This window comes from Nocardia noduli (assembly GCF_019038455.1).
GTDB classification, from domain to species: Bacteria; Actinomycetota; Actinomycetes; order Mycobacteriales; family Mycobacteriaceae; genus Nocardia; species Nocardia noduli.
The window spans coordinates 159,657-173,883 of sequence record NZ_JAFMPL010000006.1 but is presented as its reverse complement, the minus strand read 5'-3'; the positions used below and the strand labels follow the sequence as shown (position 1 = coordinate 173,883).

Here is a 14,227-nt window from a genome sequence, read left to right as displayed (position 1 = left end):
TAGAGTTACGGCGGCCATAGCGGCAGGGAAACGCCCGGTCCCATTCCGAACCCGGAAGCTAAGCCTGCCAGCGCCGATGGTACTGCACTCGACAGGGTGTGGGAGAGTAGGACACCGCCGGAACATCGTTCACGATAGGGGACCCAGAATCTGGGTCCCCTATCGTCGTTTGAGCACCTTTTCGTGCTCCTCCACGTTGCCCCGTCCACGGCTAGAGCCCGGCGCGTGATTGAATTTGCCATGGAGCCCGTAGCGGCCTCCGGAATCTCAGAAAGGGATCACCGTGTCGGAAGATAACGACGGTCGGAAGTCTTTCCGACGCGGCGACGGATCCGATCGTCCGTCCCGCGGAACCGGCGGCTCCGACAGCGGTCGTCCCGATCGCGGCGCAGGCCGTCCCGATTCGTCCGGTGGACGCGGCGGTGACCAGCGCGGTGGCTCCGGAGACCGCGGCGGGTACAACCGTGGTGGCTCGGGCGATCGTGACGGCGGCCCCCGAAGTGGTGGTTTCCAGCGCGGCGAGAATTCGGCACCGAGGGGCGGCTTCCGCCGCGGCGATGATTCCGGAAGCCGCGATTCCGGAAGCCGCGGTGGTGATTCCCGCGGTGACAGCTCCGGCGAACGTGGCGGTTTCAAACGCGGCGGCGGTTCCGACGATCGCGGTGGCTATCAGCGCGAATCCGGCCGCGGTGGCGGATTCGGTCGTTCCGATTCCGGTGGCGACAACCGTGGTGGCTCGGCGGATCGCGGCGGCCAGCGTGACTCCGGCCAGGGTGGATTCAAACGCGGCGAATCGAGCGATCGCGGCGGTTACAGCCGTGGCGACTCCGGTGATCGTGGTGGTTCCGGTCGCGGGAATTCGAGCGATCGCGGTGGATACAACCGCGACTCCGGCAGCCGTGGCAGCAATGGGCGTAGCGGAGATTCCGCTGATCGCGGTGGTTACAACCGAAGTAGCGATTCCGGCGATCGCGGCGGCTACAACCGCGGCGGTGACTCCGATCGTGGCAGCGGCCGCGGTGGCGATTCCGGTGAACGCGGTGGATTCAAGCGCGGCGGTGGCTCCGGTGATCGCGGCGGTGACCGTGGTGGATTTAGTCGCGGTTCCGGCGAGCGGACGGGATCTTCCGGTCGTGATTCCGGTGATCGTGGCGGGTTCAACCGTGGCGGTTCCGATCGTGGATCTCAGCGTCGCGACGACGATCGAACCGGCGCGCAGCGCGGTGGCGGTTATCAGCGCGGTGGCGACGATCGCGGCGGGTTCAGGCGCGACTCGGATGATCGGGGCGCGGCGAACTCCGGGGCTTCCGCTGACCGTCCCGGTTCCGATCGTGGTGCGGATTCGCGTGACCGCGGTGGGTTCAAACGCGCGAGTGATCGCGGCGGTTCCGAGCGTGGCTCCGATGATCGGGGTTCGTCGAACCGTGGTGGATCGGGCGAAGGCGGCGGTTCCGAGCGCGGTGGGTTCAAGCGCGGCGCGAGTGATCGTGGCGGCGAGAACCGCGGTGGTTCCGGCGATCGCGGTGGTTTCCAGCGTGGTTCCGGTGACCGTGGCGGCTTCGAACGACGCGACGGTGGTGACGACCGTCGACGTGGCGGTGAAGGCGCGCGTACGGGCGGCGGCCAGGGTGGTCGCGGCGGCGAGCGGCGTCCGCCCCGTCCGGAGGAACCGGATCTGCCCGATGACATCCAGGCTTCCGATCTCGACCCGACGGTCCGCCGCGACCTGCTGAGTCTGGACAAGACCAATGCCGAGGCCGTCGCCAGGCACCTGGTGATGGCGGTGCGTCTCATCGACGACGATCCGCGACTGGCCTTGGCGCACGCACGCGCCGCTCGTCAGCGCGCGGGACGTGTCGCCGTGGTCAGGGAGACCGCGGGAGTGACCGCTTATCACGCCGGTGAGTGGGCCGAGGCACTGTCGGAGTTGCGCACCGCGCGCCGCATGTCGGGCGGTTCCGGACTGCTCGCCGTCATGGCGGATTGCGAACGTGGTCTCGGACGCCCCGAGCGGGCGATCGAACTCGGCCGCAGCGACGAGGCCCGGGAACTGTCCGGTGACGAGGCAGCCGAACTCCGGATCGTCGTCGCGGGCGCTCGCATGGACCTCGGAGAGTTCGACCAGGCCGTGGTGACCCTGCAAGGCTCCGATCTCGACGCCTCCCGTACCGGCTCCTCCGCCGCCCGCCTGTTCTACGCGTACGCCGACGCCTTGGTCGCGGCGGGCCGTACGGCCGAAGGCCTGGAGTGGTTCCTCAACTCGGCCTCCGCAGATCTGGACGGCGAGACCGACGCCGAAGAGCGCGCCGCCGAACTCACCGGGGACCAGTAGGCCGCAGGAGTCGGGACTCGCCCGTCGCACCGGATCCACGAAAAGGTGACGGCCCCGGCTCGGCGGCTGGCTCGTGTTCCGCGATCGGCTCGTGTTCCGCGATCGGCTCGTGTTCCGCGATCGGCTCGTGTTCCGCGATCGGCCCGTGTTCCGCGATCGGCCCGCGTTCCGCGATCGGCCCGCGTTCCGCGACTGACCCGCGTTCCGCGACTGACCCGCGTTCCGCGATCGGCCCGCGTTCGGCACTCGCGCAACGCATCGTCCCCCCCGGCACGGCCGTGCCGCTCGGGGAATGGCGACGTCCGCGTGGGGAGCGCTGGGCATTCGCTGGTTTCCTGTCGCCGTCCCGTCCCGAGGGACCGGGATTTCTCGGGAAGCGGTGAGATCCGGGTGCGGCGCATCGATCGCACGCTTCCGGTGTGGCTCGAGCTCGACGGGTGGCTCGGTGGTGCTGCGGCGCGACGGTTCTCCGCTGCGGTATTGCTCATCGATTCCGAACCTACGGCGCTGCCGCCCGAATATCCTGAGTGTCCACGGAATTCGGTCGATAGCGGCGAATTCGCCTGCGCCACTTTTGTGAGAACTACTCGAATTACTGTGAGGATTCACGATTCCCCCGATTCGGCGTCCTGGCCGGTTGACTTGCGTTTCTCGCTCAGTAAAGTGCGTTGCGTTGCAACCTATTTCGCCTGTCGAGTGGCGAGAAGAATTCGCGGCGAAATGATTTCGCGACTCTGTCGATCCGCACGGATCCGCCGCGGCAACGGGAACGCTCGCGAATATCTGGAGGAACCATGAGTTCTCGAACCATCGGCCGGGCCGCTCTGAAAGGCATGCTGATTGGCGCGCTGTGCTCCGCGACTCTGCCCGTGTTCTGGTCGGCGCAGGCGCAGGCCGATCCCGGGTGCGCCGATGTCGCCGTCGTGGTCGCACGTGGAACCAACGAGCCGGGCACGCTCGGCACGATCGTCGGCGATCCGCTGTATGCGAAGGTGCGTGGCTCGGCCCAGGTCACGACCACCTCCTATGCCGTGGACTATCCGGCGAACCCGGCCGATCCGACATCGGTCCGGAAGGGCGTGGCCGATGTCGTCGAGTACGTGACGGGCGCGCTGAACAGATGCCCGAATCAGCGTTTCGTCATGGTCGGCTATTCGGAGGGCGCCATCGTCATGCACGGAGTCCTGGGTGAGGCGGCCCCGCTCGTCCCGTCCTCGATCGCGCCGCTCGAATCCCGGTACCAGGCGCCGATCGTCGCGGTCGCCCTGTTCGGCGACCCCGGCCTCATCTGGCGGACGGGAGTGCCGCAGAGACATCGCGACAACACCCGGACCTATTGCACCTCGGGCGATCCGGTCTGCCAGCTCGGTGGCGCCATGCCGCTGGCGCACGTCGCCTACCGCGACGCCGTCGACGACGCGGCGGGATTCATCGCCGGAAAACTCTGACACCGCACAGGCGGTGAGGCGAGCGGTGCTCGGCATCGCGCGACGGCTGTCCGTCGTGTGACGCCGAGCACCGTCGTGTCGCAGGCCGACACACGACCGCGACCGGCGACGTCGTCCGGCGATCGAATCGCGGGCGCGGCCCGTCGGTGCGCTGGCGTAGGGTGCGAGTCGTCTCGGTGCGCTGCCGGGACGGTCGGAACGGCGGTTGTGGGGGCGGACTGCCCCGTGTCGTGTTCGATCGGCACGAGGTGCGACCGGCGGGCGCCGATCGGCCAGGGAGTGAGAGTGGTGTGACGCGACTACGGGATCGCTATGAGGCCCTGCTGCTCGATCTGGACGGAACCCTGTACAGGGGTCCGGTGGTGATCGAGGGCGCCCCGGAGGCACTGGTCGACGATGTCGGCGGGCAACGGCTCGTGTACGTCACCAACAATGCCAGCCGTGCCCCGAAGACGGTCGCCGAACATCTGAGCGAACTCGGTTTCCCCGCGAACACCGAGGATGTCGTGACCAGTGCCCAGGCGGCCGCCGGGCTGCTGGCCGCGCGCCTGTCACCCGGCTCGACGGTGCTCGTCGTCGGAACCGATGATCTGGCCCGCGAGGTGGACGCCGTCGGGTTGACGTCGATCCGCCGATTCGACGAGGACGTCCCCGCCGCCGTGGTGCAGGGTCATTCGCCGCAGACGGCATGGCCGGATCTGGCCGAGGCGGCCTACGCCCTGCGCGCGGGCGCGCTGTGGGTGGCGGCCAACACCGACCGGACGCTGCCGAACGAACGCGGTCTCGCGCCGGGTAACGGGTCGATGGTCGCGGCCCTGGTCGCCGCCTCCGATCGGGAGCCGATCGTCGCGGGCAAACCGTACGCGCCGTTGCTGGAGGACGCGCTGACGCGGGCTGGCACGCGCAGCGCGCTGGTGGTGGGGGACCGGATGGACACCGATATCGAAGGCGCGAACCGGGTCGGACTGGAATCGCTGCTCGTGCTCACCGGCGTCAGCACCCTGGACGAACTCCGCGCGGCCCCACCCGAACGGGTCCCGACGTTCGTGGCCGACTCGCTGGCCGCGCTCAACCACCCGCCCCTCGAATTCGATATCGACGGCGATCCGAGGCAGGCGCTGGCCGAACTGTCGGTCGGCAATCCGGGCAGGGCGGTGACGGTCCGCGCGGTCGATTCGGAAATCCGATAGCGTTGTCACCACGATGAGTAGTCCGAAACCCGCCCGAATGGACCCGGTATGACCGCACCAGGCTCGAATGGACCCCGCCCCGGCGTCCCGCTGCCCGGTCGGCACCTGCCCGGCGCGCAGGGGCAGACGGAGCTCGCGGATCCGGCTCGGATCCGCGCCGAGATCGATGAACTGCTCGCCGAACTGGATTCCCGTCCGCAATGGGGGACCCCGGCGGCGGACAGCGTCGAATCCGGCGCGGATATCACCCGCCGCGCCCGTATCCTGGAACAGGCGCACGACGTGCTCGTCCAGGCGCTCGCCACGGTGGACAAGATCTGAGGTGGCCAGGCGTGCACGGGTGGACGCCGAACTCGTTCGCCGCGGGTTGGCTCGATCGCGAGAGCACGCGGTCGAGCTGATCGGCGCCGGCCGCGTCCTGATAGCCGGAACGGTCGCCGTGAAACCGGCGACCGCGGTGGAGACCGGCACCCCACTGCTGGTGCGCGAGGAACCCGACGAGGTGTCGTGGGCATCGCGGGGGGCGCACAAACTTCTCGGCGCGCTGGCGGCGTTCGAGCCGCTCGGCGTCGAGGTCGAGGGCAAGAGATGTCTGGACGCGGGCGCGTCGACCGGCGGTTTCACCGATGTGCTGCTGTCGAAGGGCGCGCGCGAGGTGGTCGCCGTCGACGTCGGTTACGGCCAGCTCGTCTGGCGGTTGCAGAGCGACGACAGGGTGACGGTGCTCGACCGCACCAACGTGCGCACTGTGACGCCCGAGCTCGTCGGCGGCACCGTCGACCTGGTGGTCGGCGATCTGTCGTTCATCTCCCTCGGACTGGTGCTGCCCGCGCTCGCCGCCTGCGTCGCGCCGGGAGCGGATCTGCTGCCCATGGTGAAACCCCAGTTCGAGGTGGGCAAGGACCGCGTCGGAACCGGCGGCGTCGTCCGGGATCCCGGGTTGCGCGCCGAGGCGGTGCGCGAGGTCGCCAGGGTCGCGGCCGCGCACGGATTGCGGACCCTCGCGGCGGTGGCCAGCCCGCTGCCGGGACCGTCCGGCAATGTCGAATACTTCTTGTGGCTGCGCAGAGACGGACAGTTCGAATACGACGACGAGCAGGTCGCGGCCCTCGTCGAGCGTGCGGTTGAGGAGGGGCCACGGTGAACGCGCCGACCGCGCACGGCAGGCGGGAGATCCTGCTTGTCTCACATCCCGGGCGCGCCGAGATCATCGAAACCGCGCACCGGGTCGCGAAGATCTTCGCCGACGCCGGTATCGGTCTGCGGGTACTCGCCGACGAGGCCGACAGCACCCGATTCGAATTCGAGGATCCCAGCGCCACCGTGCGGGCCGTCGCCGAGCCGGGGGGTTATCCCGCGCGGGTGGTCCCGCACGATCCGGGCGCGGCGATCGGGTGCGAGATGGTGCTGGTGCTCGGCGGTGACGGCACCTTCCTGCGCGCCGCCGAACTGGCGCGGCCCGCCGCGGTGCCGGTGCTCGGAATCAATCTGGGCCGCATCGGATTTCTCACCGAAGCCGAAGCCGAACACCTCGATGACGCGTTGGCGCAGGTGGTGCGCGGTGACTACCGGGTCGAGGATCGGATGACGATCGACGTGACGGTGCGCGTCGACGACGAGATCGTGGAATCCGGCTGGGCGCTGAACGAGGCGAGTATCGAGAACGCCTCGCGGATGGGCGTACTGGAGGTGGTACTCGAAGTCGACGGCAGGCCGGTGTCCTCGTTCGGCTGCGACGGCATCCTGCTCTCCACCCCGACCGGTTCCACCGCCTACGCCTTCTCCGCGGGCGGCCCGGTGGTGTGGCCGGAACTGGAGGCGCTGCTGGTGATTCCGAGCAATGCCCACGCGCTGTTCGCGCGGCCGCTGGTGACCAGCCCCGAATCCCGTATCGCGGTCGAGTCGGTGGCGACCGGACACGATGCGATAGTTTTCCTTGACGGCAGGCGCACCATCGCGCTGCCTCGTGGTGGCCGGGTGGAAGCGGTCCGTGGCGCGGAACCGGTGCGCTGGGTGCGTTTGGATTCCGCGCCGTTCGCCGACCGGATGGTGCGCAAGTTCCAGTTGCCCGTGACCGGCTGGCGTGGCCGACGGCGAACGGAGAGCACACGTGCTGACAGAGATCAGGATTGACGGCCTCGGCGTCATATCCACCGCCACGGCGCAGTTCCACGCGGGATTGACCGTGCTGACCGGCGAGACCGGTGCGGGTAAGACCATGGTCGTCACCAGCCTGCATCTGCTGAGCGGTGCGCGCGCCGACGCGGGCCGGGTCAGGCTCGGCGCGCAGCGCGCGGTGGTGGAGGGCCGGTTCACCGTCGACGACGTCAACGAGAGCGCCCGAGCCGACGTCGCCGGTGTGCTCGAATCGGCGGCGGCCGAACCCGACGACGACGGCAGCATCATCGCCGTGCGCACCGTGAACAGCGACGGACGTTCGCGCGCGCATCTCGGTGGCCGCGGTGTCCCCGCTTCGGTACTCGCCGAATTCACCGCGCCGCTGCTGACGGTGCACGGCCAGAACGACCAACTGCGGCTACAGCGTTCCGATCAGCAGTTGAACGCGCTCGATCAGTTCGCGGTCGACACCGTCGGTCCGCTGTTGGCCAAATATCAGGTGTACCGGCGTTCCTGGCTCGACGCGCGCAACGAATTACTCGAACGTACCGCGCGCAGTCGCGAACTCGCGCTGGAGGCCGATCGGCTCAAACATTCGCTCAACGAGATCGACTCCATCGCACCGGAACCCGGTGAGGACACGCGCATCGTGCGCGAGGTGCGCAGGCTCAGCGATCTGGATTCGCTGCGTGAGGCCGCCGCGACCGCGCACGACGCGCTCGCGGGTCCGGCCGATTCGCCCGATGCCGGGTCCGGCGCACTGGAATTGCTCGGAACGGCGCGCGGCCGCATCGAATCGGCCGATGATCCCGCGCTCTCGGCGCTCGGACCGCGACTGGGCGAGGCCATCGCCGTCGTCGTGGATCTGACCACCGAATTGAGCGGCTACCTGTCGGATCTGCCGTCCGATCCCGGCGCGCTGGACTCCCTGCTGACCCGCCAGGCCGAACTCAAGTCCCTGACCCGCAAGTACGCCCCGGATATCGATGGCGTCATCGCCTGGGCCGAGGAATCGCGTACCCGGCTCGATTCGCTCGACGTCTCGGAGGAGACGTTGACCAAACTCGCCGCGGAGGTCGATATCGCCGCGGAGAAGGTCCGTGAGTCGGCACGCAAGTTGACCGCGGCGCGGACCAAGGCCGCGGGCAAACTGGCGAACGCGGTCAGCGCCGAACTCGGCGGTCTGGCCATGGGGAAGGCGCGGCTGGAGGTCGAGGTCCGGCCGGTGGTCGCCGGCGCGCAGGATTCGTCGCCGCTGACCGTCGCGGGCAAGGAACTGCACGCGGGTGGCTCCGGTGTCGACGAGGTGGAGTTCCGACTGTCCGCGCATTCCGGCGCGCAGTCGCTGCCGCTGAGCAAGAGCGCGTCCGGTGGTGAGCTCTCCCGGGTGATGCTCGCGCTCGAAGTGGTGCTCTCCAGCTCAGATCACGGCGCGACGATGGTCTTCGACGAGGTCGACGCCGGTGTCGGCGGACGCGCGGCGGTGGAGATCGGGCGGCGCCTGGCCCGTCTGGCCCGAACCCACCAGGTGATCGTGGTGACCCACCTGCCCCAGGTGGCGGCTTTCGCCGACACCCACCTGGTGGTCCACAAATCCGATGACGGCGAGGGCGCGGTCGACAGCGGCGTCCGGGCGTTGACCGAGGACGAGCGGGTCATCGAACTGGCCCGGATGCTGGCGGGTCTGGACGATACCGAGACCGGTCGCGCGCACGCGGAGGAATTGTTGGAGACGGCGCGCGCCGAGCGCACCCCGGCCTGACCTCGGACCCCTCGCACGCGGAGGGGGTCCGAGGGTTATCGGGTCAGCGCAGGGCTTTCTGCGCACCCTTGATGAACTGGTTGATCAGGTTCTTCAGTCCGAATTCGAGCACCTTCGCCGGAACGGGCAGGCTCGGCTCGGACTCCATCGTGTACGAGACGAGGGTGCCGTTCTCGGCGTCGGTGAAGGTGATGATGCCGACGTGGCGTTTCACCGGTGCGCCCTTGACGATCTTGTATTCCATGCGCTCGCCCGGGACCAGTTTCGTGGTCTCCTCCAGCAGGCCCACGCCGCCCTTGCCGATCAGGTACTGCGCGCCGACACCCTCGGGGGTGGGCGAGCCCGGCCGCTTGAGCGTGAAATCGACCGGCACGTAGGGATTGATCCCGTCACGTGCGGCGAAGAATTGATAGACGACTTCACGCGGGGCGGCGATGACGGCATCGACGGTCGTGCTTGCCATGTTGTCTCCTCTACGAACTGTCTGTGACAGGAAGTGTATAGGTACCCTGACGAAATCCCGCGAGACGATATCGCCCGCGGCGCGGGTGTACAGAATCGTTCTGATCGTAAGGATTTCCGGGACGGTCGCGACTGCGCATGATGGATGCCGGGTGCCGGCAGCAGTCGAAGCGAGGGTTCATGTACGACATTCGACGCCTCATCCTGTTGCGCGACCTGGCGGAGCGCAACACCATGACGGCGGTCTCGGAGTTGCACGGCATCACCACCTCGGCCGTGTCACAGCAATTGCGGATTCTGGAAGACGAGGTCGGCACCGTGCTGACCCGGCGTGAGGGCAGGGTGCTCCGGCTGACCCCGGCCGGTCGCATACTCGTCGACCACACCTCGCGGATCGTCGCGGCGCTGGAGGAGGCCGAGAGCGCGGTCGCCGCCACGGCCGAGGCGGTCACCGGGGTACTCACACTGGCGACGTTCCGGACGGCGCAGACCCGGCTCGCCTTGCCCGCCGCGGCCAGGCTCAAGCGCGAGTACCCGGCGCTGCGCATTCGCCTGGTCGACCAGATGCCCGTCGACTCGGTTCCCGCCGTGCGCCAGCAGGAGGTCGATCTGGCGATCACCTACTCCTACTCGTTCCGGGCCAGGGATCTGCCGTTCGGACTGTCGTCGGAATTCCTCTTCAGCGATCCGCTCGTGCTGCTCGCCCCGCCCGGTCTCCGTGAGCGCGCCGCGCAGCAGGGACTGGTCGCCGCGCGCGATGCCGACTGGATCGCGGCCCGCGACGGCGCTCCCTCCATCGTGTCGGTCGTATACGCCTGTGGCGAAGCCGGTTTCGCGCCGAGGATCGAACATCGCAGTGGCAGTTTCGACGGGATGGCGGAGATGGTGGCGCACGGTCTCGGTGTCGCCATCGTTCCGGAAATGTCGGTGGCCGAACATCATCGGGAGTTGATCGCGTGCACCATCGCCGACGGCTCACGTCAGATCGGGGTCACCTATCGCCAGGCCTCGCTGGAACGACCGGCCGTGGCGGCGGCGATCCGCGCGCTACGGCTGACCGTGTTACCGACGCAGCTGGCTTCGTGAGTTTCCCCGCGCACCCGCGTTTTTCGCCGGTGAAGCGGTGACCGATTGGAATCACGGTGATCGAGTCCGTTGTTCCGAATCGTGTCGTGACACAGCGTGAAAGGTGGCCCGGGATATGCCGGGCGTGACCGGGACGACCATCGCACGGAGGAGACAGCGCATGGGCGCACGACGTCGACCGCTCAAGACGGTGACCGGTGTCAGCGGGGCGGTGAGCGTGTATTCGGCCGCGATCGACCCGGCGGTGTCCACGGTCGCCTCCTCGATCGAGATCGCGAAAATCGCCGAGGCGAACAAATTCGACGCCCTGTTCGCGGCCGATCTGCTGACCTTCGGCGCGCAGGGCGCGATCGGCGCGCAGGAACCGCTGATCTTCCTGTCCGCGCTGAGTTCGGTGACCTCGCACGTCGGCCTGATCGCCACGGTGACCACGACCTTCCACCATCCGTTCAACCTCGCCAGGCTGTTCGGGACGCTCGATCACATCAGCAACGGTCGCGCGGCCTGGAACGCCGTCACCTCCTCGGTCGGTGAGGAGAACTACGGCGACCAGGAATTACCGAGCCCCGAGCAGCGCTACGCGCGGGCCACCGAATCCCTCGAGGTCGTCAACGCGCTCTTCGACAGTTGGCGGCCGGGTTCGCTCACCCCCGACGGTCGCGGCGGGGCGGTACTCGACCGGGATCTGGTGGTTCCGATCGATTATCGAGGGCAGTACTTCACGGTGCGCGGACCGCTCAACATCCCGGTCCTGCCGCAGCGCAGACCGGTGCAGTTCCAGGCCGGGCAGTCCGAGGGCGGGATCGAACTGGGCGCGCGGTTCGCCGAAGTGGTGTTCACCTCGTTGCCGACACTGGAGGACGCCGTCACCTACACCAAGCGGATCCGCACCCGCGCCGCCGAATCGGGACGCGCGGACGGGCTTCCGCTGATCATGAGTTCCTTCCACGCGACCTACGGCGCGTCCGAGGAGGAGGTCGGCCGGATCGTGCGCGAGCAGGCCGAGGCCTTCGATCTCGACGCGGGGCGGGTGGCGCTGGAGGATATGTTCGGCGGCGGTATCGACCTGTCGGGTTTGCCGCTGGACCGGCCGATTCCGGAGCATCTGCTGCCCGAGGTCACCTCGGTCAACCGCAGACGCGGTCGGGTGGAGATCTTCGGGAAACTCGCGCGTTCGGGAAAGACGTTGCGCGAGTTGATCATCGCGAGCAAGGACACGGGGCACTGGGCGGTGGCAGGCACTCCGGAACAACTCGCCGACGCGGTCCAGGAACGCTACAACGCGGGGGTGCTCGATGTCATCTCACTCGGCGGACTCGCCGACCCGCGCACCCGTGACTTCCTGCTGAACGGGCTGCTTCCCGAATTGCGCCGTCGGGGAATCGTCGGTGACGACTACGTCGGTGACACCTTCCGCGCGAATCTCGAACTCCCGCCGCTGCCCGCGATCCCGGCCTGATCGGGGGCCGCTAGTCGCCGGGGCGAACGGTGGTGAGTTGGGTGAGAACGCAGTACCAATCGCCGTCGCGTTCGACGAAGACGTCCGTGGTCCATTCGTCGGAATCGAACTCCCGGTCGTCGAACCGTGCCGTGTTGCGCACGCGGACCGAGAACACCGCGACCTCGCCGTGACGCCGGATCCGGGGTGCGCCGACTCGCGACATGGCGGAATGCGTCAGCGTGCCCGCGCGCACGAGTTCGAGAAATCGGGCGCCCTCGGTGATGCCGGTCTCACCGACGAAAACCCATTCGTCGGTAACGAATTCGGCGATGCGGTCGGCGTCGTTGGCGACGATGGCGGTCAGCCAGTCGTCGTAGCGGAGTGTCAGCGCGTGGTCGGTGGAAGTCATATCGCCACGCTACGACCGCGCTGCTCCGCGGTCTTGGACGAATGGAACAGCACGGTTCCGGCGACGCGCTCGCATCGCCGGAACCGTGTGCACGCGGTCTATTGCAGCGCGGTGCGCTTGATCTGTTCGAATTCCTCCGCGGTGATCGCGCCGTCGTCCAGCAGTTTCTTGCCGTTGGCGATCTGCGCTGTCGGATCGGAGCCCGCGACCTGCCTGATGTAGGCGTCCTGGGCCTGTTTCATCTGGATCGTGTCCGCGGTGCGGCGCTCGGCCATGCTCTTGCCGCGCACCACCAGGTAGACCAGGGCGGTGATGAACGGGAATATGAGCAAGAAGACCACCCAGATCGCCTTCGCCCAGCCCGAGGTCTCGTGATCCCGGAAAAGGTCCATCAGGATCGAGAACATCACCATCAGATAGGCGATGAAGAAGAAGCTCACCACGATGAACCAGATAATGTCCCAAAAATCCATGTCGTTCGCCCTTCCGGAGGCCGCGGCGCGTGTGCGCCCTCAGCACGATGTGGTCGCGTTGTGATACGACGTGGCATCACTTTCCCGCCCACGCGGCCGGATTTCCTCACACGATGCGGGTGATTCCGGTCGCGATGCCGGTAATTAGCCGAAGTCGGGATCTCGAGGTCGTCTCGGCGACACGGACCCTCCGGTCCGATTTCGGCGCGGACCGTATCACAGTGACGAATGTGCGGGCTGGTGCGGCGCGCCTCCATCGAAAGTCGTGGTCCAACAGCCATTATCGGGCCATGAAGATGCCGGCGCTGCTGTCGAGGACGACCGAATCGCTGCCAGGCCTGACCGGGGTGGCCCGGGTCGATCGCAATACTCGTCGTTTGCTGCGGCGCGCAGGGGCCGGTGACGTCGTGGTCATCGACGAGATGGACCTGGATCGGATGACCGCGGACCGCCTCATCGAGGCCGGTGTCGTCGCGGTGATCAACACCTCGCCCTCGATCTCGGGGCGCTACCCCAACCTCGGCCCGGAAGTGCTCGTGGCCAACGGCATCCTGCTGCTCGACACGGTGACCTCGGACGCGTTCACCAAGATCAAGGACGGCGCCAAGGTCCGCATCACCGACGGCGTCGTCTACGCGGACAAATTCGGCAAGAAGGAACCCGAGGTCCTGGTCGAGACCATCGAACTGACCGAAGCGGCGATCGCGGAACGGATGCTCGCCGCCCGCAGCGGTCTCGCGGACCATCTCGAGGCGTTCGCCGGAAACACGATCGAATTCGTCCGCACCGAGAGCGCGTTGCTGATCGACGGCATCGGCGTGCCCGAACTCGAACTGTCCATGAAGAACCGCCACGTGGTCGTGGTCGCCGACGGCTCCGACCACGCGGAGGACCTCAAGCGGCTCAAGCCGTTCATCAAGGAGTACGCCCCGATCATGGTCGGCGTCGGGCGTGGCGCCGACACCCTGGTGAAACAGGGCTACCGGCCGGATCTGATCGTCGGCGATCCGGACGAGATCACCACGGCCACACTCAAATGCGGCGCCGAGGTGATCCTGCCCGCCGATACCGACGGTCACGCCAGGGGACTGGAGCGGATCCAGGATCTCGGAATCGGCGCGACCACCTTCCCGTCCTCGGGCGCACCCGCCGATCTGGCCCTGCTGCTCGCCGATCATCACGGCGCGGCGCTGATCGTGACCGCGGGCGCTGCCGCCTCCCTGGACGACTTCTTCGACCGCGGCAGGCGCGACAGCAATCCGGCGACCTTCCTGACCCGGCTCAAGGTCGGCACCAAACTGATGGACGCCAAGGCCGTCGGCACGCTCTACCGCAACCGCATGTCCGGCGTGGCCATCGCCATGGTGGTGCTCGCGGCTCTGGTCGCGGTGATCGTGGTGCTGCTCGCCTCCAACACCGGCGGCGAAACCCTGAACTGGACCATCGACACCTGGAACCGATTCGCGCTGTGGGTGCAGGGCCTGGCGGGAAGCAGCTAGCGCGATC

General features: G+C 67.9%; 12 protein-coding genes, 1 rRNA gene and 1 pseudogene. 11 read left to right on the top strand and 3 right to left on the bottom strand.

Going from position 1 to position 14,227, the window contains the following annotated elements; translation table 11 throughout:
* Positions 1–6 precede the first annotated feature (6 nt).
* The 8 genes and pseudogenes from rrf (at position 7) to recN (ending at position 8,850) form a co-directional block, all read left to right on the top strand.
* Positions 7–123 (top strand): 5S ribosomal RNA (gene rrf / locus JZ792_RS06800).
* A 1,228-nt stretch (positions 124–1,351) separates the two neighbouring features.
* Positions 1,352–2,332, top strand: a pseudogene (locus JZ792_RS06795) (tetratricopeptide repeat protein); the annotation flags it as partial.
* Between the two features lie 794 nt (positions 2,333–3,126).
* Positions 3,127–3,780, top strand: a complete 654-nt coding sequence (locus JZ792_RS06790; protein WP_216907943.1) for a cutinase family protein — start codon at positions 3,127–3,129, stop codon at positions 3,778–3,780.
* Positions 3,781–4,070: 290 nt separating this feature from the next.
* Positions 4,071–4,970: an HAD-IIA family hydrolase gene (locus tag JZ792_RS06785; RefSeq protein ID WP_216907941.1), complete on the top strand. Its 900-nt coding sequence runs from the start codon at positions 4,071–4,073 to the stop codon at positions 4,968–4,970.
* 48 nt (positions 4,971–5,018) lie between these two features.
* Positions 5,019–5,291, top strand: a complete 273-nt coding sequence (locus tag JZ792_RS06780) for a hypothetical protein (RefSeq protein WP_216907939.1) — start codon at positions 5,019–5,021, stop codon at positions 5,289–5,291.
* 1 nt (position 5,292) lies between these two features.
* A complete protein-coding gene (locus tag JZ792_RS06775) occupies positions 5,293–6,114 on the top strand; it encodes a TlyA family RNA methyltransferase (RefSeq protein ID WP_216907937.1) in 822 nt (273 codons plus the stop codon).
* Complete coding sequence (locus tag JZ792_RS06770) at positions 6,111–7,103, top strand: NAD kinase (RefSeq protein ID WP_216907934.1); 993 nt, start codon at positions 6,111–6,113, stop codon at positions 7,101–7,103. Before JZ792_RS06775 ends, JZ792_RS06770 begins: the two co-directional genes overlap by 4 nt.
* On the top strand, positions 7,081–8,850 hold the full coding sequence (gene recN, locus JZ792_RS06765) for a DNA repair protein RecN (protein ID WP_216907932.1): 1,770 nt from the start codon (positions 7,081–7,083) through the stop codon (positions 8,848–8,850). The genes JZ792_RS06770 and recN overlap by 23 nt, the downstream gene beginning before the upstream one ends.
* 43 nt (positions 8,851–8,893) lie before the next feature.
* Here the strand turns inward: recN and JZ792_RS06760 are convergent, their stop codons facing one another.
* Complete coding sequence (locus JZ792_RS06760; protein WP_216907930.1) at positions 8,894–9,313, bottom strand: SRPBCC family protein; 420 nt, start codon at positions 9,311–9,313, stop codon at positions 8,894–8,896.
* A 179-nt stretch (positions 9,314–9,492) separates the two neighbouring features.
* Between JZ792_RS06760 and JZ792_RS06755 the strand changes: the two genes are divergently transcribed.
* Positions 9,493–10,398, top strand: coding sequence for a LysR substrate-binding domain-containing protein (locus JZ792_RS06755; protein ID WP_109530668.1), 906 nt, complete (start codon positions 9,493–9,495; stop codon positions 10,396–10,398).
* A gap of 160 nt (positions 10,399–10,558) precedes the next feature.
* Positions 10,559–11,857: an NtaA/DmoA family FMN-dependent monooxygenase gene (locus tag JZ792_RS06750; protein ID WP_216907928.1), complete on the top strand. Its 1,299-nt coding sequence runs from the start codon at positions 10,559–10,561 to the stop codon at positions 11,855–11,857.
* Positions 11,858–11,867: 10 nt separating this feature from the next.
* Here the strand turns inward: JZ792_RS06750 and JZ792_RS06745 are convergent, their stop codons facing one another.
* Together JZ792_RS06745 and JZ792_RS06740 are read right to left on the bottom strand one after the other, a co-directional pair.
* Positions 11,868–12,248, bottom strand: a complete 381-nt coding sequence (locus tag JZ792_RS06745; RefSeq protein WP_216907926.1) for a nuclear transport factor 2 family protein — start codon at positions 12,246–12,248, stop codon at positions 11,868–11,870.
* 98 nt (positions 12,249–12,346) lie between these two features.
* Complete coding sequence (locus tag JZ792_RS06740; protein WP_216907924.1) at positions 12,347–12,721, bottom strand: SHOCT domain-containing protein; 375 nt, start codon at positions 12,719–12,721, stop codon at positions 12,347–12,349.
* A 290-nt stretch (positions 12,722–13,011) separates the two neighbouring features.
* On the opposite strand from JZ792_RS06740, the gene steA reads away from it, so the two are divergent.
* Positions 13,012–14,220: a putative cytokinetic ring protein SteA gene (gene steA / locus JZ792_RS06735; protein WP_216907922.1), complete on the top strand. Its 1,209-nt coding sequence runs from the start codon at positions 13,012–13,014 to the stop codon at positions 14,218–14,220.
* Positions 14,221–14,227 lie beyond the last annotated feature (7 nt).

What these genes read in the sequence shown, in the direction of transcription:
- JZ792_RS06745 (WP_216907926.1), bottom strand. Translation starts at nt 12,248, where the DNA reads ATGACTTCCACCGACCACGCGCTGACACTCCGCTACGACGACTGGCTG.
- JZ792_RS06740 (WP_216907924.1), bottom strand. Translation starts at nt 12,721, where the DNA reads ATGGATTTTTGGGACATTATCTGGTTCATCGTGGTGAGCTTCTTCTTC.
- steA (WP_216907922.1), top strand. Translation starts at nt 13,012, where the DNA reads ATGAAGATGCCGGCGCTGCTGTCGAGGACGACCGAATCGCTGCCAGGC.
- JZ792_RS06780 (WP_216907939.1), top strand. Translation starts at nt 5,019, where the DNA reads ATGACCGCACCAGGCTCGAATGGACCCCGCCCCGGCGTCCCGCTGCCC.
- JZ792_RS06760 (WP_216907930.1), bottom strand. Translation starts at nt 9,313, where the DNA reads ATGGCAAGCACGACCGTCGATGCCGTCATCGCCGCCCCGCGTGAAGTC.
- JZ792_RS06750 (WP_216907928.1), top strand. Translation starts at nt 10,559, where the DNA reads ATGGGCGCACGACGTCGACCGCTCAAGACGGTGACCGGTGTCAGCGGG.
- JZ792_RS06790 (WP_216907943.1), top strand. Translation starts at nt 3,127, where the DNA reads ATGAGTTCTCGAACCATCGGCCGGGCCGCTCTGAAAGGCATGCTGATT.
- JZ792_RS06755 (WP_109530668.1), top strand. Translation starts at nt 9,493, where the DNA reads ATGTACGACATTCGACGCCTCATCCTGTTGCGCGACCTGGCGGAGCGC.